The organism is Neorhizobium sp. T25_13 (assembly GCF_002968675.1).
Classification (GTDB): domain Bacteria; phylum Pseudomonadota; class Alphaproteobacteria; order Rhizobiales; family Rhizobiaceae; genus Neorhizobium; species Neorhizobium tomejilense.
In genome coordinates, this window is record NZ_PVBI01000002.1 from 433,842 (window position 1) to 457,012 (window position 23,171).

The 23,171-nt window shown below is 62.1% G+C and carries 26 protein-coding genes; 9 read left to right on the top strand and 17 right to left on the bottom strand.

Annotated elements, in window-relative coordinates; translation table 11 throughout:
• Positions 1 to 10: 10 nt before the first annotated feature.
• Positions 11 to 979, top strand: a complete 969-nt coding sequence (locus C5J22_RS05615; protein WP_105437654.1) for a LysR family transcriptional regulator — start codon at positions 11 to 13, stop codon at positions 977 to 979.
• Positions 980 to 1,012: 33 nt separating this feature from the next.
• Here the strand turns inward: C5J22_RS05615 and C5J22_RS05620 are convergent, their stop codons facing one another.
• On the bottom strand, positions 1,013 to 2,041 hold the full coding sequence (locus tag C5J22_RS05620) for a CorA family divalent cation transporter (protein WP_105437469.1): 1,029 nt from the start codon (positions 2,039 to 2,041) through the stop codon (positions 1,013 to 1,015).
• Positions 2,042 to 2,341: 300 nt separating this feature from the next.
• Here C5J22_RS05620 and C5J22_RS05625 point away from each other — a divergent pair, with 300 nt between their 5' ends.
• A complete protein-coding gene (locus tag C5J22_RS05625) occupies positions 2,342 to 2,902 on the top strand; it encodes a DUF2087 domain-containing protein (protein WP_105437470.1) in 561 nt (186 codons plus the stop codon).
• A gap of 86 nt (positions 2,903 to 2,988) precedes the next feature.
• Here C5J22_RS05625 and C5J22_RS05630 read toward each other — a convergent pair whose 3' ends face one another.
• From C5J22_RS05630 to C5J22_RS05650, 5 genes are all read right to left on the bottom strand, one after another.
• Positions 2,989 to 3,825 carry a PhzF family phenazine biosynthesis protein gene (locus C5J22_RS05630; RefSeq protein WP_105437471.1) on the bottom strand — a complete coding sequence of 279 codons (837 nt, stop codon included), beginning with the start codon at positions 3,823 to 3,825 and terminating at the stop codon, positions 2,989 to 2,991.
• A gap of 79 nt (positions 3,826 to 3,904) precedes the next feature.
• On the bottom strand, positions 3,905 to 5,893 hold the full coding sequence (locus tag C5J22_RS05635; RefSeq protein WP_105437472.1) for a bifunctional 2',3'-cyclic-nucleotide 2'-phosphodiesterase/3'-nucleotidase: 1,989 nt from the start codon (positions 5,891 to 5,893) through the stop codon (positions 3,905 to 3,907).
• 158 nt (positions 5,894 to 6,051) lie between these two features.
• Positions 6,052 to 6,420 (bottom strand): response regulator, encoded by a 369-nt coding sequence (locus tag C5J22_RS05640; RefSeq protein WP_105437473.1) that lies wholly within the window; start codon positions 6,418 to 6,420, stop codon positions 6,052 to 6,054.
• The gene (locus C5J22_RS05645; RefSeq protein WP_105437474.1) at positions 6,417 to 8,036 is read right to left on the bottom strand and encodes a sensor histidine kinase; all 1,620 of its coding nucleotides are present in this window, start codon (positions 8,034 to 8,036) and stop codon (positions 6,417 to 6,419) included. Before C5J22_RS05645 ends, C5J22_RS05640 begins: the two co-directional genes overlap by 4 nt.
• 298 nt (positions 8,037 to 8,334) lie before the next feature.
• Positions 8,335 to 8,673 (bottom strand): PilZ domain-containing protein, encoded by a 339-nt coding sequence (locus C5J22_RS05650; RefSeq protein ID WP_105419365.1) that lies wholly within the window; start codon positions 8,671 to 8,673, stop codon positions 8,335 to 8,337.
• A gap of 186 nt (positions 8,674 to 8,859) precedes the next feature.
• On the opposite strand from C5J22_RS05650, the gene C5J22_RS05655 reads away from it, so the two are divergent.
• Complete coding sequence (locus C5J22_RS05655; RefSeq protein WP_245440315.1) at positions 8,860 to 9,459, top strand: TetR/AcrR family transcriptional regulator; 600 nt, start codon at positions 8,860 to 8,862, stop codon at positions 9,457 to 9,459.
• The gene (locus C5J22_RS05660) at positions 9,456 to 10,289 is read left to right on the top strand and encodes a DMT family transporter (protein ID WP_105437476.1); all 834 of its coding nucleotides are present in this window, start codon (positions 9,456 to 9,458) and stop codon (positions 10,287 to 10,289) included. Before C5J22_RS05655 ends, C5J22_RS05660 begins: the two co-directional genes overlap by 4 nt.
• Here C5J22_RS05660 and C5J22_RS05665 read toward each other — a convergent pair.
• Positions 10,284 to 10,745, bottom strand: coding sequence for an Lrp/AsnC family transcriptional regulator (locus tag C5J22_RS05665; RefSeq protein WP_105401134.1), 462 nt, complete (start codon positions 10,743 to 10,745; stop codon positions 10,284 to 10,286). The two genes, C5J22_RS05660 and C5J22_RS05665, sit on opposite strands and share 6 nt — an antisense overlap.
• A 153-nt stretch (positions 10,746 to 10,898) precedes the next feature.
• Here C5J22_RS05665 and ald point away from each other — a divergent pair, with 153 nt between their 5' ends.
• Positions 10,899 to 12,017 (top strand): alanine dehydrogenase, encoded by a 1,119-nt coding sequence (ald, locus tag C5J22_RS05670; RefSeq protein ID WP_105401135.1) that lies wholly within the window; start codon positions 10,899 to 10,901, stop codon positions 12,015 to 12,017.
• Positions 12,018 to 12,198: 181 nt separating this feature from the next.
• Entirely contained in the window at positions 12,199 to 12,885 is a 687-nt protein-coding gene (locus C5J22_RS05675) for a PadR family transcriptional regulator (RefSeq protein ID WP_105437477.1), read from the top strand.
• Between the two features lie 67 nt (positions 12,886 to 12,952).
• On the opposite strand, the gene C5J22_RS05680 is transcribed toward C5J22_RS05675, so the two are convergent.
• From C5J22_RS05680 to C5J22_RS05705, 6 genes are all read right to left on the bottom strand, one after another.
• Entirely contained in the window at positions 12,953 to 13,456 is a 504-nt protein-coding gene (locus tag C5J22_RS05680) for a DUF1203 domain-containing protein (RefSeq protein ID WP_105437478.1), read from the bottom strand.
• Between the two features lie 111 nt (positions 13,457 to 13,567).
• The gene (locus tag C5J22_RS05685) at positions 13,568 to 14,035 is read right to left on the bottom strand and encodes a hypothetical protein (RefSeq protein ID WP_105437479.1); all 468 of its coding nucleotides are present in this window, start codon (positions 14,033 to 14,035) and stop codon (positions 13,568 to 13,570) included.
• Positions 14,035 to 14,592, bottom strand: coding sequence for a GNAT family N-acetyltransferase (locus C5J22_RS05690; protein WP_105437655.1), 558 nt, complete (start codon positions 14,590 to 14,592; stop codon positions 14,035 to 14,037). The genes C5J22_RS05685 and C5J22_RS05690 overlap by 1 nt, the downstream gene beginning before the upstream one ends.
• A 5-nt stretch (positions 14,593 to 14,597) precedes the next feature.
• Positions 14,598 to 15,464, bottom strand: coding sequence for a 3-mercaptopyruvate sulfurtransferase (sseA, locus tag C5J22_RS05695; RefSeq protein ID WP_105437480.1), 867 nt, complete (start codon positions 15,462 to 15,464; stop codon positions 14,598 to 14,600).
• 25 nt (positions 15,465 to 15,489) lie between these two features.
• On the bottom strand, positions 15,490 to 16,227 hold the full coding sequence (locus C5J22_RS05700) for an alanyl-tRNA editing protein (RefSeq protein ID WP_105429771.1): 738 nt from the start codon (positions 16,225 to 16,227) through the stop codon (positions 15,490 to 15,492).
• A 25-nt stretch (positions 16,228 to 16,252) separates the two neighbouring features.
• Entirely contained in the window at positions 16,253 to 17,290 is a 1,038-nt protein-coding gene (locus tag C5J22_RS05705) for a cysteine synthase A (RefSeq protein WP_046668065.1), read from the bottom strand.
• A gap of 341 nt (positions 17,291 to 17,631) precedes the next feature.
• On the opposite strand from C5J22_RS05705, the gene C5J22_RS05710 reads away from it, so the two are divergent.
• Positions 17,632 to 18,273, top strand: coding sequence for a ChrR family anti-sigma-E factor (locus tag C5J22_RS05710; protein ID WP_105437481.1), 642 nt, complete (start codon positions 17,632 to 17,634; stop codon positions 18,271 to 18,273).
• 33 nt (positions 18,274 to 18,306) lie between these two features.
• Here C5J22_RS05710 and C5J22_RS05715 read toward each other — a convergent pair whose 3' ends face one another.
• The 3 genes from C5J22_RS05715 to C5J22_RS05725 form a co-directional block, all read right to left on the bottom strand.
• On the bottom strand, positions 18,307 to 18,549 hold the full coding sequence (locus C5J22_RS05715; protein WP_007772754.1) for a DUF982 domain-containing protein: 243 nt from the start codon (positions 18,547 to 18,549) through the stop codon (positions 18,307 to 18,309).
• 154 nt (positions 18,550 to 18,703) lie between these two features.
• Positions 18,704 to 19,093, bottom strand: a complete 390-nt coding sequence (locus C5J22_RS05720) for a DUF1236 domain-containing protein (protein WP_105437482.1) — start codon at positions 19,091 to 19,093, stop codon at positions 18,704 to 18,706.
• Positions 19,094 to 19,179: 86 nt separating this feature from the next.
• On the bottom strand, positions 19,180 to 19,881 hold the full coding sequence (locus C5J22_RS05725) for a DUF899 family protein (protein ID WP_105437483.1): 702 nt from the start codon (positions 19,879 to 19,881) through the stop codon (positions 19,180 to 19,182).
• 164 nt (positions 19,882 to 20,045) lie between these two features.
• Between C5J22_RS05725 and C5J22_RS05730 the strand changes: the two genes are divergently transcribed.
• Positions 20,046 to 20,687, top strand: a complete 642-nt coding sequence (locus C5J22_RS05730; protein ID WP_105437656.1) for an alpha/beta fold hydrolase — start codon at positions 20,046 to 20,048, stop codon at positions 20,685 to 20,687.
• 211 nt (positions 20,688 to 20,898) lie between these two features.
• Complete coding sequence (locus C5J22_RS05735; RefSeq protein ID WP_105437484.1) at positions 20,899 to 22,794, top strand: bifunctional sugar phosphate isomerase/epimerase/4-hydroxyphenylpyruvate dioxygenase family protein; 1,896 nt, start codon at positions 20,899 to 20,901, stop codon at positions 22,792 to 22,794.
• A gap of 63 nt (positions 22,795 to 22,857) precedes the next feature.
• On the opposite strand, the gene C5J22_RS05740 is transcribed toward C5J22_RS05735, so the two are convergent.
• Positions 22,858 to 23,169 carry a helix-turn-helix domain-containing protein gene (locus tag C5J22_RS05740; RefSeq protein ID WP_172746549.1) on the bottom strand — a complete coding sequence of 104 codons (312 nt, stop codon included), beginning with the start codon at positions 23,167 to 23,169 and terminating at the stop codon, positions 22,858 to 22,860.
• Positions 23,170 to 23,171: the final 2 nt, after the last annotated feature.

A 23,171-nucleotide genomic window follows, 5' to 3' on the forward strand; every position in this document is an offset into this window, starting at 1 on the left:
GATGATGACCATGGATGCCAATCCCACACTCGATCAGTTGCAGGTGTTTCTGGCGGTTGCCGAAACGGGCAGTTTTTCCGCAGCTTCGCGGATGCTGAACCGGGCGCAATCGGTGGTGAGCTATACGATCGGCAATCTTGAGACCCAGCTCGAAGTGACGCTTTTCGAGCGCAGCGGCGCCCGTCAGCCGAAGCTGACCGAAGCGGGCAAGGCGCTGCTGACGGACGCCCGGCGCATTGTCGCCGACCTCCAGGTGATGCGCGCCCGGGCCAAGAGCATCAAGCAGGGGTTGGAGGCGGAACTGTCGGTGGCGCTGAGCGTGATGGTTCCGTCGGATGCCGTCGTGACGGAGCTGCGCGAGTTCCGGGAGAGGTTCCCGAGCGTGGCGCTCAATCTCAATATCGGCGAGCTCGGCATGGTCATGGAGATGGTCATTTCCGGGAAGGCCGATATCGGTATCGGCGGATCGATCCTTCGGCAGGAGGATTCGGTGGTGATGGAGAAGATCGGCTACTCCTTCATGATCCCGGTCGCCGCTGCCGAACATCCGCTTGCAAAACTCGGTCGGCCCCTGACGCTCGCGGACGTGCGCGAGGAAGTCCAGATGGTCGTCATGGATACGTCCGGCCTGACCAAGGGCCGAGATTTCAATGTCCTGTCCTACAAGACATGGCGCGTCAGCGACATCGCCACAAAACACCAGCTGATCAAGGGTGGTCTTGGTTGGGGCGGCCTGCCGGCATCGGTCGCCGGACGGGACATCATGGACGGAACTCTCGTGGCGCTCGATCTCGAAGCCTACGAGCAGAGCCAGTACCCGCTCTATGCCATGCGAAAGGCAGCAAACCCGCTGGGACCTGCGGGCCGGTGGCTGGTCGAGGCCATGGAGCGCCGCCTTTCGAGCTGCCCGAGCCATGACGATTTCAAGCAGATGCTCGGTATGGAACCTCGGGAGGGGATGCCTCAAGCCGCCGAATAGCGCCGGTTCCGGCCGGGCGCATCGACGTGGGGTTCAAAGCCACTCGATGCGCTTCAGGATCCACAGCGTGCTGGCGGAAATAACGATGACCAGCGCAACGATGAGCAGGAAAGCCCAGGTCTCGCCGACGCCGGGAATGCCGCCGACATTCATGCCGAAGAGGCCGGCGACGACGCTCGGGGGCAGGAGAAGGGCCGCCAACGCGGCAAGCCGGTTGGAATTGCGCGCGATCCGCTCGCCGATGACCGTGGAAAGGTCGTCATGAAGGATGCCGGTGCGGTCGCGGATCGCGTCGAGATATTCGATGAACCGCATCAGTTTGTCGATGACCTCGCGAAATCGGAGCTTGTCCCGCTCTCTGAGCCATGGCGCGTCGTCATGCTCGATCCTGTTGAGTGCGTCGCGCTGCGGAGCGAGATAGCGGCGTAGCTGCACGGAGCGGCGACGCAGCAGCTTGAGCCTCTGGCGGACCTCGCTCGCTTCGCCCTTGAAAATCAGCTCGTCGAGTTCGTCGACCTCTTCGTCCATGTCGTCGAGCACCGGCTCAAGATCGCGGACGAGCTTGTCGCTGACGAGCGCCAGCAGTTCTCCCGCCTGCCGGGGACCCTTGCCGTTGTCGAGCGCCCGCCGGATATCGCGTAGTGCCGTTATATAGTGGCCGCTGTCGCGCAATGTCACCAGTCGGTGTTCGTCCACCCAGATATGCAGGGGGACCAGGTCGATGTCGTCGGAGCTTTTTTCTGCTTCTTCCGGCGGAGCGGCGCAGACGCCGCGCAGGATGATCAGCAGCCCGTCGTCCAGGGGCTCGACGCGCGGGCGGGAATCCTCGGCAAGGAGCGCCTCCGCCACCAGCGGATCGAAGCCGCCATTGGTGTTGATCCAGTCCGCCGTTGCCGGATGATCGCGCTCGAAATGCAGCCAGACGAGGCCGTCTCCCGGCTTCCAGCTGCAGGCCTCGGCCATGTTCATCGTCCTGCAGCCGCCGTGCCCGTCGAGGACAAGGGCGAAGCGCAGGCCGGGCTCGTCTCCGTAGCTTACCGCGGTCTTTGCCTTTTCGAGCATCCGTGCGCGTCCTCCCCGCCGATTTCGGATCGATTCTACCAGCAAATACCATGCCCGCGAAGGGTAAGCATTCCCTCAACAACGGCGGAACGACCGGTGCGCGCCGGCTGCGAGTTGACGATATTTGGACCTCTGCTATAAGGGCGCCACGGTCTGCAGTTCACCGAGGCGTTGCCGTCCCGAAAGGGAAGCTAAACCTGCACAGACAAAGATGATCAGCACTTATCCCGTGCTAGAGTCGATAAGCCGGCGACCAGCGACACCCTGATTTTGAGGGGATGGCGCGTTTAAGGATAAGACATGCCGAGATCCATCTTTCCCATGGAGATCGCCGACCTGTCGGCTTTCGCCAAATCCCTTCGCAGCGAAATCCTCAGGTTCGATCACAAGCCGAGCCATCTGGAGATGCTCAATCTCCTGACGCGCGCCGCGGGTTTCCGCAACTACCAGCATTTTCGGGCTGCTTCCAAAACGGCCGACGTGATCGCCGAGTGGCGCCCGGTGCTGGACGACATGCCGGTGCCCGATGAGGCGCGGGTGCTCAAGACAGCGCGCCATTTCGACGAAGAGGGCAGGCTGGTGCGCTGGCCCGCCAGGCGCGGGCTGCAGGAACTCTGCCTGTGGTTCCTGTGGTCGAAGATACCGGCGGACCGGGAGTTCACCGAACGTCAGATCAGCGAACTCTTGAACACGCTGCACCTCTTCGGCGACGCCGCAATGTTGCGCCGCGACCTCTTCGATTTCGGTCTCGTCCAGCGCACCCGCGACGGCCGTGAATACCGGCGCATCGAGCAGAAGCCGCCGGTGGAATTGAAACTGCTGCTGTCGCGGATCGGTCTCGCCAGGGCGACGGCGGCATAACCGTCGGTTAGCCCATTCCGGATCGGTCCAAATCGCGATCGTGAGCCATCGGTCGGGAATTTCCCTGCCGATGGCACCTCATGGGTTCAGAGTTCCAGCGTCCCCTGAATACATGGGACCACGTCTCCACCGATCCAGATATCGTCGCCGACTTTGTCGACATACACCCGGCCGGCGCGGCCAAGCACGGTGCCTTGGGTCGCAACGTAGCTTTCCGGCGCGACACCGGATCCGATCAGCCATTGGGCAAGGCCGGCGTTGAGACTGCCAGTGACCGGATCCTCATAGCCGTTGCGGGTGAAGGCACGCACCTCGAATTGCGCATCCTTGCCGTCAAGATCGGGATTGAAGCGTCCGACGAGCCCGACGCGGGTGCCGGCGAGAGCGGAATAGTCCGGCTTGACCGCCAGCACATCGGCGCGTGAGGGCAGGCGCACGCCGATCCAGTCCGGGCCGTTCTCGCACCAGTTGGAATCCTCGATCAGGTTGGTGGGCAGGCTGAGCGCCTTGGCGATCCGCTCCACCAGCGCCGGGTCCACCGGGCCGCTGCGCGTCAGCGGCGGCGCCGCAAATGCAAGCCGATTGCCGTCACGACGGATGCGGACGAGGCCCGCGCCGCATTCCTGCACGATATCGCCGGTCGGTGACGCCTGTTGCTGCGAGAGCCAGACATGCGCACTGCCGAGCGTCGGATGGCCGGCGAAAGGCAGTTCCTGCGACGGCGTGAAAATCCTGACCCGGTAGCTGGCCTTCGGATCGGTCGGCTCGAGCAGGAATGTCGTTTCGCTGAGATTGGTCCAGTTGGCGAACGACTGCATCTGCGCGCCGCTCAGTTCGTCGGCGCCGATCACCACGGCAAGCGGATTACCGCGCATCGGCTGGCTGGAGAAGACGTCGACCTGCTGGAAGGAGAATTTTGGCATTGCCTTGTCTCATGCAGTTGAAAAGAAAGACGGCAGCCAAGGCTGCCGTCCAGATATCGCCGAAAGGTGATATTAGCCGTTACAGCACGAGCCGGAACTTGGCGAAGCCGTTCTCGCCGTCGCCGGCGTCCTCGATCTTGGCACCCTTGACCGCGGTCGCGAACTGGCGGGCCTTGGGGCCGGTTTCGAAGATAGCGCTTGTGCCGGGCAGGGGCTTGAACGACCAGTTGGCATCGGCTGACGGGTTGATCGTGCCCTGTTCGACGATATAGCGCACGATCACGTCGCGGTTGGTGTCGGGCGCCACGAAGATCACCTTGTCGCCGGCGATTTCCGGGAACTTGCCGCCGCCGCCGGCACGGTAATTGTTGGTTGCCACCACGAATTTCTGGGCCGGATCGATCGGCTTGCCGTTGTACTTGAGATCGACGATGCGGTTGGAGTTGGCATTGATGAGCTTGCCGTCCTTGTCGAACCGGGTCGGCTGCGACAGGTCGATCTGGTAGGTGACGCCGTCGATGACGTCGTAATTGTAGGACGGGAAGTCATTGTTGAGGAGAGGTGCGTCTTTCGCGCCCGCCTGCACCTGATTGAACATGCCGGCCGACATTTCGAGCCAGTTCTTGACCTGAGCTCCCGTGATCAGCACCGCCTGCACGGTATTCGGATAGAGATAGAGGTCGGCGACGTTCTTGATGGCGATGTCGCCCGCCGGGACATCCGTGAAATACTCGGCGCCGCCACGCCCGCCTGCCTTGAAGGGCGCCGCCGCCGAGAGCACGGGAATGTCCTTGTACTGGCCCTCTTTCAGCATGTCCTTGATGTACCAGGTCTGCGCATTGGCGACGATCTGTACCGACGGATCGTCGGCGACCAGCGCGAAATAGGAATAGAGTGGCGCCGAGCTCTTGCCGACCGCGCGGCGGATATAGGCGAGCGTGGCCTCATGCTCTTCCTTGGCGGCAGCGATGACTTCCGGCTTGTCCTTGACGTCTGCGACGATCTTGCGGGCCTCGTCGCGGTGGTAGATCGGCCGGGCTTCGGACGTCGAATCGACGATCTTCCAGCTCTTGCCGTCCTTTTCGAGCAGCAGGTCGATCAGCCCCATATGCGAGCCCCAGAAGCCGCCCATGACCGCGGGCTTGCCCATCAGCTTGCCCTTCTTGGTGTCGGCGCCGACAATGCCGTCGAAATCCTTGGTGCCCGGGAAAACCAGATGCTGGTGGCCGGTGAAGATCGCATCGATGCCTTGGATACCCGCGAGATAGAGCGAGGCGTTTTCCATCCGGTCGCTCTGGCCGCCGCCGTCGATGCCGGAATGGGAGAGGGCGATGACGATGTCGGCGCCTTCCTCCTTCATGACCGGCACCCAGGCTTTGGCCGCATCGACGATGTCTCGGGTCTGCGCCTTGCCTTCGAGGTTCTTCGCGTCCCATGTCATGATCTGCGGCGGCACGAAGCCGATAAAGCCGACCTTGACCGGGCTCGTCGCGCCCGAACCGTCACGGATCTGCTTTTCGACGATCACATAGGGCTTCAGGAAAAGCTCGTCCTTCTTGGCGTCGGAGGCGAGCTGGCCCTTGGTGAGGTTGGCGCAGACATAAGGGAAGCCGGAACCGGCCAGAACCTTGAACAGGAAATCGAGGCCGTAGTTGAATTCGTGGTTGCCGAGCGTGCCGGCATCGTAGCCGAGCACATTCATCGCCTTGATGACCGGGTGCTTGTCGCCGTCCTTCATGCCGCGCTCATAGGCCATGTAGTCGCCCATGGGATTGCCCTGCAGGAAGTCGCCATTGTCGATCAGCATGGAATTGCCGGCTTCGGCGCGGATGGCGTCGATGACCGAGGCGGTGCGGGCAAGGCCGAGCGTGTCGTTCGGCTTGTCGGCGTAATAGTCGTAGGGGAAGACGTGGACGTGGATATCGGTCGTTTCCATGATGCGCAGATGCGCCTGATTGCCAGCCGCACGGGCGGCAAACGGGTGCAGCATGACAAGCGCCGACGAGGCGGCAAGACCTCCGAGCAGCGAGCGGCGGGTGATCGGATGAAGATCGTTGAGCGATGACATGGCAGCCTCCTTGGAGCGGACCGATAAGCGACAATTCGGCGCCATATTGACCTGCGTGGATTGTATCGCCAAGCGGATTCTGAGCGGTGGAGGAGATAGTCGTGAGGATCGCTGGGCCTATCCCAAAAGCGGTCAGGATGACGTGTCAACCGGACGTATTAATAGGCCGCCATCCGCATGGCGTCGACGAGTTGGGCCATCTGGAAGGGTTTGGGAAGGACGGGGATATGGCGCATGTCGGCAGGCAGGCCGAGCGGTCCGTATCCGGTCACGAATATGAAGGGAATGTCCCGCGCGGTCAGGATCTCGGCGACAGGAAAGCTGGCTTCGCCGGCGAGGTTCACGTCCAGCAGGGCCATGTCCAGGGGAAGCGACCGGGCCTTGCTGATCGCTTCGTCGAGCCGCGAGGCCGTCGCCATCGTCCTGCAGCCGATCTGCTCCAGGAACTCTTCGAGCATCATCGAGACAAGGGCCTCGTCTTCGATGATGAGGACGCGAATTCCGGCGAAGATTTGGGTGTCGTTCACCTTGCCCCCATTTGCACGAATGGCGTCACCTCCGCCGAGGCGGCGACATCGGCGAGCGGAGCTTCCATCGTGCCGATGATCCCGGCAGGCTGGTCGAATATCACCGATGCCTTGCCGCCGAGATCCTGGGCAAGGCTGCGCTCGATCAGCCTGACGCCGAATCCGCGTCTCGAAGGCGCCACGACCGGCGGGCCGCCGCTTTCCGTCCATGTCAATCGCAGCAGAGGCTTGGCACCCCCGACAATCTGCCAGTTGATCGCGACCTGACCATTAAGCGTCGAGAGCGCCCCGTATTTCAGGGCATTGGTCGTCAATTCGTGCAGACCCATGGCAAGCGCGAGCGCGGCCCGCGGCAGCAGCCGGAGGGGCGGCCCGGAGACTGCGAAGCGATAGTCGCCGCCCTCGCCGAAGGGTGCCAGCGCGCCGGTCACCACGTCGTCGATATTGGCCCCCTCCCAGTTTTCGCGGGTGAGCACGTCATGGGCGGCGGCCAGCGCCATGAGCCGCCGCTCCAGGTTCTGGCGCACGATCGGATCGCCGCCCCGCAGGGTCTGGGAGGCGATGGCCTGGATTGTCGCAAGCGTGTTTTTGACGCGGTGGTTCAACTCGTTGACCATGAGCTGTAGCCGCTCTTCGATCCGTTTCCTCTCGGTGATCTCGACCGAGACGCCGACCAGGCCGATGACTTTGCCATCGGCGTCGCGCAAGGGGGCTTTGGTCGACGACCATATCCGCGGATGGTGGCCCGCGTGGCTGATGGCCTCTTCGAATTCCTCGGTTTTCGCCTGGTCCATGATCCGGCGATCGTTGGCCATAACCGCCCCGGCCTGGCTTTTGCTGCCCAGGAATTCCATGTCCGTGCGGCCCTCGACTTCGGACCATGGCCTGCCGATCAGGTCGAGCGTCGTGACATTCGCCAGGATGATGCGGCCCTCCATGTCCTTGGCGTAGATCAGCCCCGGCGCGGTTTCCAGGATGGTGCGCAGCAGGGTGTTGGTCTGATGGAGTTGCCGTTCGGCCAGCTTGATGGAGGTGATATCATTGCTGACTTCGATCGCGACTTCCGGCTCCCCGGCCTCGCCGCGGCTCAGCGACCATTTGCTGACGATGTGGATCTCCCTGCCGTCCTTGTGGCGACGTGTGAGTTCACCCTGCCACTCGCCGTCGCGAACGAGGGCCGAATTGATTTCGTCGAGAGAGCTTGGGCAGCGGGTGTGCAGGAACTCGACACCGTCCTTTCCAAGGGCCTCCTTCTCGGAATAACCGTAAAGGCGCTCCGCGCCGATCCCCCAGAATACGATCCTGCCGTCGAGGCTGCGCAACATGCCCTGCGTCTGCCCGAATGCCTGCATGAACCGTTCGAGCCGACAGAACTTCGCGTCGATATCGCGCTGAATCCTTCGTTTTGCCCAGATGGATGCTGCGAACAAGGCAGTCGCAAGCGCCAGGAGGACAACCGCCTCGGCCGCGGTGACGGCCGGACGGCTTGGCTCGTCGGACTGCGCCAGAAGTGCGCCCAGTGCCAGGAGGGCGACTGCAAAGCATGTGACAAGGGTAACCAGCAGGCGCGGCGCCCGCGATGTCGGAGAGGGCAGGTTAAAGGGAACAGCAACCATCTAAGCACCCTTTGTTTTGCCTGTGCGCCGTGACTGTCGGCTCAATACAGGCGGGAAAAACGTGGACACTTGAACAGTCGCTACTCTTGACGAGGGCGGTTTTAGTTTCGCCGGCTCCGGTTTAGATTAGGGTTTTATCACTTATGGATTCAACGGCAAGTAGTAAATAATCGGTAAACGCCAATCACCGCTTGATATTTCCGTTGGGCGCCGCCTTTACATTAATTTCAGTTATGCGTGGCGATGATTCGCGACGCGCGAATGAAGCCGGGTGGAAGCGAAATTGAGCCAGCCGGCCTCAGCGCGAGGCTGGAACTTCCCTGTGGAAGAAGCGGAAATAAGAAGATACCTGCGCCACCGCATTGCTGTTGATGCTGAACTGCACACCGAGCCGGCCGCTGCGGCGCCATTTGACGGTGCCTTCCAGGATGCCGAGTTCCTCGCTTTCGATCCGGACCGGACTGCCGTCAGCGGCATGCAACGTGCGCCCGCCGAGATCGAGCGCCATGCCGGTTGGCGAAAGGTCGGTAACGCGGCCTTCGACGGCTTGGTTGAAGTATTTGACCGTACCCAGGATGCGGGTCTTCTTGCGCTCGGCACTACGGGTCTTCATTCGTCCGTTGCTGGTGGTGATCATGCGGTGCGGCCCTCGTTGTTTCTTCTGTTGTTCCCACCAATAGGGAGAACCTGTTGAAGTCCGCTTAGGTCGATCTGTAAAAATCTATCGATTGCCCGAATCTCCTGATGGCGAAGCTCCTTGAGAGCGGTGACTTGACGGTTGCAAGCGATGCCACTAGTGATGAGACAGACCTGTCTCATCACTATGGTATGTTTCGTGTCATCCGAGCAGACTTCGCAAACTTCCTCGAAGCGGCAGCATATTGTCGAAACGGCCTACAGGCTGTTCAGGCAGGACGGCTTTCACGCGACCGGTATCGACCGGATCATCGCCGAGGCCCAGGTGGCCAAAATGACCATGTATCGTCATTTTCCATCCAAGGAGGGCTTGATCGTCGAAGTCCTCGATGAGCGGTTCCGGCGTTTCGAAGAGCAGCTCGACCGCATGGCCGCCTTGTCGAAGCAGCCGGAAGGGATGATCGACGATATCATCGGGTGGTACGGGCGCTGGTTCAATCGCGCGGATTTCAACGGCTGCCTGTTTGCCCATGCGCTTGCCGAATACAGCTCGCCCGGTCATCCCGTCTTCGAAGCCGCCGTCAGGCAGAAGGAAAGCCTCAGGCGCCGCATGGCGGAAATTCTGGCGAAGCTGATGTCCGGCGCCCAAGCTGAAGCGACGTCCATCGCAATCCTGATGCTCGTCGAGGGAGCCACCCTGATGGCCGAGATGGGGCAGGGCGATAAAGCTATCGACGCGGCACGCAAGGTGGCATCCGATATTGTCGCCGCAGGCCGCCGCACATGAGCGCATCCGTCGTCCTGCTCGCCCTCTTTGCAGCCGTGCTTCATGCCTGCTGGAACGCGTTCTTGCGCTCCGGCGCCGACCGGTTCTGGACGATGACGATCATGGCGCTGGCAATGACGGTCGTCGCCTTGCCGGTGGCGTTGATCCTGCCACTGCCGTCCCCTGAAGCGTGGTTCTATCTGGTCGGCTCCGCGGTCTTCCAGCTGATCTACAGCCTGCTGCTGGTCGCCGCCTATCGGTATGGGGAACTGGGGCAGGTCTATCCGATCATCCGCGGCAGTGCACCGCTGCTGGTGACGCTGGCAGGGGTGATTTTCGCGCGGGAACTGCCGCTGCCGCTCTCGATGGTCGGCATATGTTTTGTGGTGCTGGGTATCCTGCTTCTGGCCCTTGGCAGGGGGAAAGCCTCGACCGGTTCAATGCTCTACGCATTGGCGACCGGCGTTTCGATTGCCGGTTATTCGACGATCGACGCAGTCGGCATTCGCCTGTCCGGCAATACGAGCGCCTATATCGCCTGGGTCTTTGTGCTGCCCGGCATCCTGCTCCTGGTCGCCTTCATGGCAATGCGCGGACCCCTGCGGATCGATCTGCGGTCCCGTGAAACGGTAAAAGCGATCGGCGGCGGCCTGGTTTCGCTCGTCTCCTACGGCGTGGTGCTGCTCGCCTATTCGATGGCCCCGGCGGGACCGGTTTCGGCGCTGCGGGAAACAAGCGTCGTGTTTGCGGTGATGATCGGCTGGCTGTTTCTCGGCGAGACGCTCTCCGCGAAGCGCATCGCAGCCTGTATCGTGGTTGCGGCCGGCGCCATTCTCATCGGGTTTTCATAGTCCCACATTCGGCTTGTCGATGATTTCGCGCAGCGCGAAGCTCGAATTGATCTTCACCACATGCGGCAGCGCCGACAGCCAGTCGCGATGGATACGCTCGTAATCCTCGAGGTCCTTGGCGGCGACCCGCAGGATGTAGTCGTATTCGCCCGACATCAGGTAACAGACCAGAACGTTGGGGCAGAGCTTCACCGCCGCCTCGAATTCGGTGAGTGTCCTGGCGAACTGGCCGGACAGCGAGATGTGGACGATCACCATCATCTTGTAGTCGAGCGCCTTGTTGGAAAGCCGGGCGTGATAACCGCTGATCGTGCCGTTCTTCTCAAGGATGTCGAGCCGCCGCGAACAGGCGGACGCCGACAGCCCGACACGCTCGGCAAGCTCCGCATTGGAGATGCGGCCTTCCTGCTGCAAGGTTCGCATGATCGCAACATCAATGGCATCGAATGCGCTCATTCGTGGATCCTTCGAAAAATTGGCCGTTCAAGCAATTATCTGCGAAAATTCGACATTTCGCAATTCGTCTTCGCAAGGACATTCACGCGATTTTCTGGTTTTCTTCCTCACGGGAACATCAACGGCGAAAGCCACAACTGAGAGGAACGCTGAATGCGTGTCGGATGCCCGAAGGAAATCAAAAACCATGAATACCGCGTGGGGCTGACGCCCGGCGCGGTACGTGAATATGTGGCCCACGGCCACGAGGTGCTGATCGAGACCAAGGCAGGTGCCGGCATCGGCGCGGATGACGGCGCCTATGTGGCAGCCGGGGCCAGGATCGTCGGTTCGGCCAAGGAAATCTTCGAAAGATCCGACATGGTCGTCAAGGTCAAGGAACCGCAGCCCTCCGAATGGGTGCAGCTCCGCGACGGCCAGCTTCTCTACACCTATCTCCATCTCGCGCCCGATCCGGAACAGACCAAGGGTCTGCTCGCGTCCGGCGTCACCGCCATCGCCTACGAGACCGTCACCGACGATCGCGGCGGGCTGCCGCTCTTGGCTCCGATGTCGGAAGTCGCCGGCCGCCTGGCAATCCAGGCGGGCGCCACCGCGCTGCAGAAGGCCCATGGCGGCCGCGGCATCCTGCTCGGCGGCGTGCCCGGCGTGCTGCCGGCCAAGGTCGCCGTCATCGGCGGCGGCGTCGTCGGCCTGCATGCGGCCCGAATGGCCGCCGGGCTTGGCGCCGACGTCTCGATCATCGACCGGTCGCTGCCGCGCCTGCGCCAGCTCGACGACATCTTCAACGGACGCGTCCACACCCGTTATTCGACCATCGATGCGGTGGAAGAGGAGGTCTTCTCCGCCGACCTGATCATCGGTGCCGTGCTGATCCCCGGTGCCGCCGCGCCAAAACTGGTCAGCCGCGAAATGCTCTCGGGCATGAAGCAGGGCGCGGTCATGGTCGACGTCGCGATCGACCAGGGCGGCTGCTTTGAAACCTCGCATGCGACGACCCATTCCGAGCCGACCTACGAGGTCGACGGCATCGTCCATTATTGCGTCGCCAACATGCCGGGTGCCGTGCCGGTGACCTCTGCGCATGCGCTGAACAATGCGACGCTGCAGCACGGGCTGGCGCTGGCCGACCGTGGCCTGCGGGCGATCGCCGAAGACAGGCACCTGCGCAACGGCCTCAACGTTCATCGGGGCCGGGTAACCAACAAGCCGGTCGCGGAAGCGCTCGGCTACGAGGCCTTCGCTCCGGAAAGCCTGCTCAGCGTCGCGTAACCGGAAGTGCCGCGGACCGGCTGAGACACTTTAGGGGCTGGAGAGACGCCGGGCGCTTCGCGTCCGGCGTTTTTCTGTGTTCAGAATCAACACGATATGATTTAGATATATCTAAGTCGTTGACGGAGCATCTAGTGTGCTTATCTTTAGATATATCGAAGGACAGTCTAAGGAGATTAAAATGTTCAAGCACAGGTTCGATGGACGTAATGACTGCGGCGAACGCGGTGGCAGCAAAGGGTTCGAGGAAGTGTTCGCCGCCCGCGGCGGCCCGTTTGGTGGAGGATTTGGACGCGGCGGCCGGGGTGGTCCCGGCGGCGGCCGCGGTTTCGGCGATGACGGCGATGGCCGGATTGGCCGCTTCCTGATGCAGGGCGACCTGCGCCTCGTCGTCTTGGCGCTGATCGAGAAGGAGCCGCGCCACGGCTACGAGATCATCAAGCATATCGAGGATCTCACCTACGGCTTCTACGCGCCGAGCCCCGGCGTCATCTACCCGACGCTGACCTATCTCGAAGAGGCCGGCTATGTGGTCGCCGAGGCGGACGGCAACAAGAAACGGTATGCGATCACCGACGAAGGCCGCAAATATCTCGACGAGAACCGCAGCTTTGCCGCGACGATCCTCGATCGGTTGTCGCAGCTCGCCGAGCGCATCAAGCAGCGGCAGGAGCGCCACGAACGCGGCCGCGAAACCGGCCCGTCACTGCCGCGCAGCGTCGATTCCGCCATGCTCAACCTTCGCGAGGTGATTGCCCGCAAGCTCGAGGGCGACGAAAAGAAGGGCAGCGAGATCGTCAGGTTGCTGCTCGATCTCGCCGAAAGCCTCGAACGCGACGACGAGCAGGGTGACAATACCCAGAATTGAAGCCTAAGCGGGCTTCAGGACGAACATGATGGCGCGCCGCTTCGATAGAACGGCGCGCTTTCGCGTTTCAGATTGCGAGAGCCGTGTCCGCGAACGCCGGCACTTCGACCTTGTCGATCCGGCACTGGTAACAATTGTTGCGGGCCGAGCGGACATGCACATAAGCGATGTCGTCGCGGGCCAGCAGTTCCTCGGCGCGCGAGGCGATCGTCTCGGTCGGCGTCACTGCGCCGCTGCCATAGACGATCCGGTCGTCCCGTCCGTAGCCGCGGACGATATAATCCGTGCTCGCCAGCATCGGCGGCAGGACCTCTTCCGCCGCGTAACGCCGGCAGGGCTGCTTGTGCAGGAAGATCGGGCCGGTTTCCGCATAGGGCTGCAGTTCGGGGAAGGGCCGGTAGGCGAGAACCAGCAATTCCTCGCCGGCATCGATATTCTTGAGGCAATGGCGGCAGGGATAACCGGGTCCGTCGGATGTCATCGTTTCCGGCTGGCGTCCGTAGGCGTCGGCGCCGCCCTTCCAGAGATGCTCGGCATCGGCGGCGGGCATGGCTTTGAAGGAAATGGTCATGGGGTTCTCCTGTGTGCGTGTTGCACAAGAGATGCGCCTGCAGGACCCGTCTCGCCACCCGATACTTGCCTCCGGTCAAGAATATGAAATCCGTTGCGCCAGCGGGCTGTATCAGTTGCCTTTGGGCGGCGAGCGTATGATGTTTTCCGCGGCGATGCTGGAGCTCGACCAGTCGGTGAATGTTTCAGCCATCAGCCGCGATGCTTCGATCTCGATTCGGTCGCCTGTCCGTGTGGGCTGGTTCTGGTCGTTCCAGTTCCGCTGCAGGGTACCGCGATAGCTCCTGTTGTCGAAGGGGGAGATGTAAGTGAAGGAGATGAACGTGTCTTCGGATACGTGCGACCCGAACCGCCGCCGCACCGCGCCGCAATCCGAGCTCCATTTGCGCGGTGGTTCGAAAAAGGGCATCTGCCGACGCGGCGGCCACTTCGAACAAAGGGCTTCGACCCTGTCGATGCCGACCGTTTGCGGAATGTAGAGGGTGATCCTGACCACCCACCAGGAGATAAATAACAGGAGGACGACGAGCATCATCACCACGAAAGCGATCAACATCGCCTTGGGTGAAAATCGCGACATCAGCCGTCGAGCGCTTTCAGGAGCTCGGCATCCGTCATCGGCGGAACCAGCGCTTCATAGGTCGAAACCGGCGAAAAACCCATCATCTGGTAGAGCTGCAGGGCGCGCGGGTGGTCCAGCGTATTGGTGGTGACGGTCACCTTCTGCGGATTGTCCTGCCAGGCGGCATAGAGCGCCTGGAGCAGGAACCACTTGCCGATGCCGAGCCCGATCGCCCGCTCGAACAGGCCGAAGTAGGAGAGCTCGATGACGTCGTCGCTTTCCTTGAACAGCTCGAAAAAGCCTGCCGGCGCGCCGTTGACGTAGAGCACCGTCACGGAGGTTCGCGGATTGTGGACGGCGGCCGCAAGTTCCTCGTCACCCATGCGCAGGCGCTTGTACCAGTGCCAGCGTTTGCCCACCTGCCGATAGAGATAGCGATAGTAGTGAAGCGGGATTTCGGGGGCGCGGATGATCGCCGTCTGGATATTGACCGGCACGGCCAGGCTTGTTTTCGGCGGTGCAGTCATTTCCAGGCTGGTGACATGGGCTTTCAGCGGAGCGGGCTTCCTGGCCATGACGCTCACGCCGCTTTCGGCGAGGGCGGGCCGGTCACCACAGGCGTATCCTGGCGGCTGCCCCATTCGGTCCATGAACCGTCATAGAGCGCGTTGTCCTCATGGCCGAGGGATTCGAGGGCCAGCGTGATAATCGCGGCGGTGATGCCGGAGCCGCAACTCGTCACCACCGGCCGGCCGAAATCGATGCCGGCATCCTCGATCGCCTTTTGCAGCTCGGGCAGCGAACGCAGTTTGCCGTTGACCGAGAACGTGCCGGACGGAAGACTGAGCGCCCCCGGCATATGACCGGAACGCATGCCGGCGCGTGGCTCCGGATCGGTGCCGGCGAAACGGCCGGCCGGCCGTGCATCGGCGATCTGGCGCGTGCCGTCGCTGACGATCGACAGCATGGTCTGGAAGTCGATCACCTTGTCGACCCGGAAATTCGGGGTGAAGGTGACGGGTTCGGGCGAGGGGACGGTCGTTTCGAGGGGCCTGCCTTCGGCCTTCCAGCCGTCGATGCCTCCGTCGAGCACGAAGACTTGGCCTGCGCCCATGATCCGGAACAGCCACCAGCCGCGCGGCGAGGAGAAGATGCCGGGACCGTCATAGATGACGATCCGGTCGTTTTCGCGGATGCCCATGCGGCCGACGGTCTCGGCAAACACGTCCGGCGACGGCACCATATGCGGCAGGCCGGTCGAGTGATCGGCGACCTTGTCGTGGTCGAAACGGATGGCGCCGGGGATGTGCCCGGCTGCGTATTCGGCATCCGCGTCGCGGTTCTGCGCGGGAAGATAGAAGGAGGCGTCGAGGATCTTGAGGTCGGGGCTGCCGAGCTCGTTGTGAAGCCACTCGGACGAAACGACGAAACGGCTGGTTTCACTCATGTCATATCTCCTTTGGGCCGATATATCAGGCCTCTGCGCCGGGCTCGCCGAACCGGATGCGGAACCGGCGGTTTTCCTTGCCCTTCTTCTCGATCTTGGCGATATGAATCGCCCCGACCTCCTGCGTTTCGGAGACATGTGTTCCACCGCAGGGCTGGCTGTCAACGCTGGAATTTTCGCCTATGCAGACGAGGCTGACCCGCCCGAGACCCATCGGCGGGCGTACGTTCTTCGACTTGACGATGCCCGGATTGGCGGCAAGCTCCTCGTCGGTGATCCACTGCACGTAGACGGGGTGGTTCTGGCCGACGAGCTCCATCAGCTTGGCGGTTACCTCCTGCCGGTCGATCGTGTCGGTCATGTCGAAATCGACACGCGACTCCTCTTCGCCGACGGCGGCCCCGGTGATCGGATACTGGCAGACGACGGAGAGAAGATGGCAGGCGGTGTGCATGCGCATCAGCTTGTAGCGGCGCTGCCAGTCGATATGCATGACCAGGTTTTCGCCAACCAGTGGCTGGGCTTCACCTTCTAGGGGCACATGGAGGACGATATCCTTGGTGGCGCCGTGTCTGGTCTGCCCAAGCTGGATTTTCGTGCCGTCGGCGCGTTCGAGAAAGCCTGTATCGCCCGGCTGACCGCCGGACGCGGCATAAAAACAGGTGCGATCCAGCTCGATGCCGCCGTCCTCGTGGATGGCCGTCACCACCGCTTCTGCTGTCGATAGATAGAAGTCGTCGCGGTAGAGAGCTTCAACGGGCATGGATCACTCTGTTCTTTGAAGGGTATCAGACCGTCTGGAAGGGAATGTCGATCTGCCGTTTCTGCGTCAGCCATGCCGGCACCGGCAAGCCCTTGGATTTCAGGAAATCCGGGTTGAAAAGCTTGGACTGATAGCGGTTGCCGTAGTCGCAAAGCACCGTCACGATCGTGTGGCCGGGACCGAGATCCCTGGCGAGGCGAACGGCGCCGGCGATGTTGATGCCGGTCGAGCCGCCGAGGCAGAGGCCTTCGTGCTCGACCAGATCGAAGATATAGGGCAGCGCTTCCGCATCCGGGATCTGGTAAGCGAAGTCCGGCTTGAAACCTTCGAGATTGGCGGTGATGCGGCCCTGGCCGATGCCCTCGGTGATCGAATTGCCTTCCGACTTGAACTCGCCATGGGCGTAGAATTCATAAAGGGCGGCACCTTCCGGATCGGCGATGCCGATCTTGATGTCCGGGTTGCGGGCCTTGAGGCCGAGGGCGACACCGGCAAGCGTACCGCCTGAGCCGACTGCGCAGATGAAGCCGTCGACCTTGCCGCCGGTCTGCTCGAAGATCTCGGGCGCCGTGGTCTGGACATGGGCTTCGCGGTTGGCGACGTTGTCGAACTGGTTGGCCCAGATCGCGCCGGCGGGTTCGGTCCTTGCAAGCTCCTCGGCAAGGCGGCCTGAGATTTTCACGTAGTTGTTCGGGTTCTTGTAAGGGACGGCGGGAACCTCGACCAGTTCGGCACCAAGCAGCTTCAGCGCGTCCTTCTTTTCCTGGCTCTGGGTTTCCGGGATGACGATGACGGTGCGATAACCGAGCGCCTTGGCGACCACGGTCAGGCCGATGCCGGTATTGCCGGCCGTGCCTTCGACGATGACGCCGCCGGGGCGCAGGAGCCCCTTCTTTTCAGCGTCGCGGATGATGTAGAGCGCTGCCCGATCCTTGACCGATTGGCCGGGGTTCAGGAACTCCGCCTTGCCGAGGATTTCGCAGCCGGTCGCTTCGGAAGCGCCGTTCAGCCGGATGAGGGGCGTGTTGCCGATCACGTCGAGGACGGAGGAATGGGAGGTCATCGGGGGTGCCTTCTTGTTCATCGCACATGTAAACAGGGTCTTTTCGGCGGACAAGGACCCGGAGGCAAGAAATTCTGTTTCCGGAAAGGGTTTGCCCCGGTAAAATCCATCTATCCGAGGCCGGATCCGCGGTTGCGAGGGGTGGGTGAAAGAGGGTTCGAAGTGCCGTCCTCTAATGTATCGACAAGCCCTTAAAAAAATCGGCCCTATTATATTGGAAGTAGTAATCCAAATTTCTCTCCATGCGTATAGACGTACAGTTAAAGCAGAGACGAAACCGCTTTCGGCGACGCATTGACCTCGCTTTGACCGGATTTTTGCATAAAACTGGCATTTTGGACATGCTGCGGAACCTTGAACGGCTGGATCTTCTGATCGCGCATTACGTGTCCGGCTCACTTCCGGAGCCGGCTCACGTTCTCGTCGGTTCGCATCTGGAAATGCAGGCTTCGGCCGCGAAACTGGCCGGTCTCATGGAGGGCTTTGCCGGTGAGATCCTGCATACGACCCCGCCGGTGGCATTGTCGGCCCGCGAGCGACGGTTGGCTGAGATCTTCGCCTCTGCCGCGCCAGCGGAGCCTCCTGCCAGGATATTCGAAAAATCGGGATTTCCCGCGCCGCTGCGAGCCTATGCGGGTACGGACCTTGCCGATATCAGATGGAAAACGAAACTCCCGGGATTGCGCCATCACGTCATCGAAAGGTCGAAGGATGTCGAGGCGAGCCTTTTATGGGTACGGCCGGGAAGGGCGCTGCCCCAGCACGGCCATCAGGGGCTTGAACTAACCTTGGTGCTCGACGGCGAATTTCACGACCATCGCGGCAATTTCGGCAAGGGTGATGTCTCGATCGCGGACGAAATGCTGGACCATCGGCCGATCGCGGGCAAGCGCGAGCCGTGTCTCTGTTTTTCCGTGCTGTTCGCGCCGATCGCCCTTTCCGGCTCCACCCTCCGGCTTTTCGGCGATCTCATTGGTCTCTGAACCATCAAGGCCGGCGACCGCCGGCCCACTCGTTCAGTTCAGATGCAGTTGCGCTTCGCTGACCGCTTCTTCGAATTGCTGGCGCGCTTCCTCCGGCGACCTGCGCCCATCGAGCGCTGCCCGGCAGACGCTGCGCGCCTTGACAAAGTGTGGTCCGCGCATATCCGGCCACCGATCCGTCAGGAGCGCAAGCGCCTCGAACGGTCCGTTGATGACCTCAGTACCGAGTTGCCCGAAGGCGACGCGCACCGGTTTTTGCCAACTTGCCTGCGGCATCTTTTGTTTCCTCCCTGGATACCAACCTTGAAAAACGGCGAAGCGAGCAATTGGTTCCGTCGGATTCAAAAAAAATCATCGGCAGGCGATAGCCAAAAAAACAAGCCGCCGTACCTTTCGATACGACGGCTTTCGGTCAGCAATAGGGAGGCGATTATTCGACGACCTGAACCACCGTGTGGGTGCGCGGATCGACGATGACGCGCTGCCGGTTGACGACCGCATAAGCGTAGGTCGGCGATTCCGGGATAGGCGTCAGCATGACCTGCTGCGGGATTGGCTGGCCGACGACGACGCGCTCCTGCACCACCACGGACTGCTGGACAGGTTGCTGGCGCACATAGGTGACGACGCGTTCCGGCGGCGGATCGATCGCCGTGCCGGCGACCGCGCCGACCACGCCGCCCACGGCAGCGCCGACCGGTCCACCGACGATTGCACCGGTAACCGCACCGCCCACGGCACCGTTGACCGTGCTCTGCTGGGCCATGGCGCCGGTCGCGAGGAGACCGATCGCGGCGGAGAGAATGATGAGCTTTTTCATGGTCACTTCCTTATCGGTTGAAGTGGCCGGAGAACGTGGCGGCATCATCTTTCGTTCCGCTGCGATGGGCGCGTAGGACTTCAGTCCTAGTAGGACAGCTTGGGGTACCAGTGCGGCGCGCGGCCTTCCGGGGTGGAGTCGAGGATCGTCCAGATAGGCATCAGATCGGGCGCGCCGCGCGGGTCCTGGCCGGGGTCGGCGGTGGTCCCGCCCATCTCTCCGCTCCAGAAATGCCGGATGGTTCCATCCCGGCGGGTGAACACGTTGAAGGCCGCGTCATCGCCGCCGTCCTTGCTGAGCGCATGGTAATCCCGGCTGAACTCGCCGCTCGTATCCGAATAGAGCGGCAGATGATGCCAGCCGCGCTCGCGCTTGAAATCGGTCAGGCGCTGCAGCGGCGAGCGTGCGACGACCGCGAACGCGACGCGCTGCTGGATGTCGGGAACCTCGCCGTCCCAGGAGGAGAGCAGCGAGGTGCACATCGGGCAGGGCCGCTCCCGCTCCGGACCGAACATATAGCTGTAGATGACCAGCGTTTCCTTGTCTCCGAACAGTTCCTCGAACGAGATCGTGCCGTTGACGCCCTCGAACGTGTAGTTCTTCGGCACATGACCGCCGGGTGGCAGATGGCGTCGCTGCTCGGCCACGCGCTCGATATGGCGGCGGAGCTCGATTTCCTCGGCAAGAAGCGCCTCGCGCGCCTCCCTGTATGCGGCGCTTTCGTTGGGAAAGTGCACGCCGTTCTTTCTCGCGAGTTCGATTGCTGGTGTGAGGCTCTGCATATCCATGACATTCCTCCATCTGTAATGGCCGGGCAGGAGACTTGGCCTTGCCCCCGCTGATATAGTCGCCAAATTGCGGGCGAACACGGGCTCGCCCACATAAAGGACGTGCGCCGGCGGTCTATTCCGACAGGCACGTGGGAAAAATGAACCTGATTTGGGGGAGCAAGATGTCAGGGCGATTTCTGATCGAGGGACCGGAAGACGCACGTCTCACGATCCTGCTTGCGCACGGCGCCGGCGCGCCGATGGATTCGGCATCGATGACGGCCGCGGCGAAAGCCCTGTCGGCCACGGGTTTTCGCGTCGCGCGTTTCGAGTTCGGCTACATGGCGGGGCGGCGGACCTCCGGCGATCGCAAACCGCCGCCGCGGGCCGAGACGCTCAATCCCGAATACAAGGCGGCGATCGCCGAACTCGACCCGAAGGGACCCCTTGTTATCGGCGGCAAGTCGATGGGCGGCCGGGTGGCGAGCATGATCGCCGACGAACTTTACACGGAAGGCAGGATCGCCGGCCTGTTGTGCCTTGGTTATCCGTTCCATCCTCCGGGAAAACCGGAGCAGCTCCGCACTCAACATCTCAAGGGGCTCAGAACCCCGGCGCTGATCTGCCAGGGAACCCGCGATGAATTCGGCACCCGCGAAGAAGTATCCGGCTACGAGCTGTCCAAAGCCATCGAAATCCTCTGGCTGGAGGATGGCGACCACGACCTGAAGCCGCGCAAGACGATCTCCGGATTTTCAGCCGCCGACCATCTCGCGACGATGGCGGAGACCGTGCTTGCCTGGACTGCACGGTTGAGGCCCTGAACGCGGCCTAAGCCTCCGACATTCGCAGCCCCGGGGGCGTTCGAACGCTGTCGCCGAGGCGGGCCATCGGTAGGCCACAAACTTCCCATTTGATGTTACGAACTATTTAGTACAAAATGGCGTCGCTGATGCCGGCTCGAAGCGGGAGGTCGCGCGCTGGCGCATCTGAGGAGCCTCTTCGGTCACATTCCGAGGAAATGGGAGGGAGCGCATGAAAACGTCGATAGCCACGGTTTCGATCAGCGGAGAGCTGCCCGAGAAGCTGGAAGCGATTGCCAAGGCCGGTTTCGATGGAGTGGAGATCTTCGAAAACGATTTCCTCGCCTTCGACGGCAGCCCTTCGGATGTCGGGAAAATGGTCCGCGATCACGGCCTGGAGATCACGCTGTTCCAGCCGTTCCGCGATTTCGAGGGCATGCCCCCCTCGCATCGGAGCCGCACCTTCGATCGTGCCGAACGCAAGTTCGACGTGATGCAGGAACTCGGCACCGACCTCGTCCTCGTCTGCTCCAACGTCTCGCCGGTCTCGCTCGGCGGCGTTGACCGGGCGGCGGCCGATTTCCACGAACTGGGTGAACGGGCGGCCAGGCGCGGGTTGAGGGTGGGCTATGAGGCGCTCGCCTGGGGGCGGCATATCAACGACCACCGCGATGCCTGGGAAATCGTGCGGCGTGCCGACCATCCGAATATCGGCCTCATCCTCGACAGCTTTCACACCCTGTCGCGCAAGATCGACATCAATTCGATCCGCTCCATCCCGAAGGACAAGATCTTCATCGTCCAGCTTGCCGATGCGCCGCTGATCGACATGGACCTGCTCTACTGGTCGCGGCATTTCCGCAACATGCCGGGCGAGGGCGATCTGCCGGTGACGGCCTTTACCACCGCGATCGCCGAGACCGGTTACGACGGTTATTTCTCGCTGGAAATCTTCAACGACCAGTTCCGTGGCGGATCCAGCCGGGCGATTGCCGATGACGGCTACCGCTCGCTCATCTATCTCGGAGACCAGGTGCGGCGAAGCCCGAACGCTTCGGGCCTGACGGTCCGCGACATGCCGGATCGCGCTTCGGTCAAGGGGGTCGGTTTCGTGGAATTCTCCTCCGACGAGAAGGATGCGGCCGATCTTGCCGCGATCCTGCGAACGCTCGGTTTCCGCAAGACCGCGGTGCACAAGTCGAAGAAGGTCAGCCTCTACAGCCAGGGCGATATCCGTCTCCTCGTCAATACCGACGAAAAGGGGTTTGCCAACGCCTCATTTGCCGTCCACGGCACCTCGGCCTATGCGATGGCTCTCGTCGTCGAGGATGCCGGGCAGGCGTTCGAAAGGGCGGTGGCGCTGGGGGCGGAACCGTTCCGGCAGCAGGTGGCAGAGGGCGAAGTGGAGATACCGGCGATCCGCGGCGTCGGCGGCGGGCTTGTCTACCTGATCGACGACAAGAGCAATCTCGGCCGCTTTTCGGAGATCGATTTCCAGCCCGTCAACGAAGAGGGCGAAGCCGAGGTGGCGCCGGCGCATCTCAGGCATGTTGATCATATCGCCCAGACCGTCGCCTACGAGGAAATGCTGACCTGGCTGCTCTTCTACACCTCGATCTTCGAGACGCAGAAGACGCCGATGGTCGACATCATCGATCCGGCTGGCGTGATACGCAGCCAGGTGGTCGAAAACGCCTCCGGCACGCTGCGGATCACCTTGAACGGTGCCGAGAACCGCCGCACACTGGCGGGTCATTTCATCGCCGAAAAATTCGGATCCGGCGTCCAGCATCTCGCCTTCCAGACCGACGACATCTTTGCGACGGCCGCGGCGCTGCGCAAGAACGGTTTCAAGCCGCTTGCCATCTCGCCCAACTACTATGGCGACGTCGAAGCCCGCTTCGGCCTCGATGCGGAGCTTTCTGAGCGGCTGAAGGAAGAGAACATCCTCTACGACCGCGACGAGCACGGCGAATATTTCCAGCTCTACAGCATGACCTATGGCGAGGGTTTCTTCTTCGAGATCGTCGAACGGCGCGGTTATCGCGGCTACGGCGCCCCGAACGCCATCTTCCGGATCGCGGCGCTGAAGAGGGCGCTTCGCCCTGAAGGCATGCCGAGGCTTTAAACGGCGCCGGGATAGCTCGGTCACCAGCTGGTGACGCCCGGTCAGGGCCGCGCTCCGCGCGACCTATTGCCGTGTCTGGACGGCTCTCGGGCAGACGCCGAAATGTCCGCCCTCCATGTGGACGAAGGCGACGCCGCCCTCTTCGAAGGCGAGGCGCAGCTGCGCTTCCGTGGCGCGGTGCAGGTCGTGCCGGCTGCCCTCGTAATCACGGATGGTGCTGCGCGACACGCCCGACCGCTCGGCGAGATCGGTCTGCGTCCAATCCAGAAACCCACGGGCGGCGCGACACAAGGCCGGCGTCAAAATTGCGTTCTTTGCGGCTTGACCCATCTCACCAAACTGCCCATATTGGTCAACATTTCCCATATATGGCAATT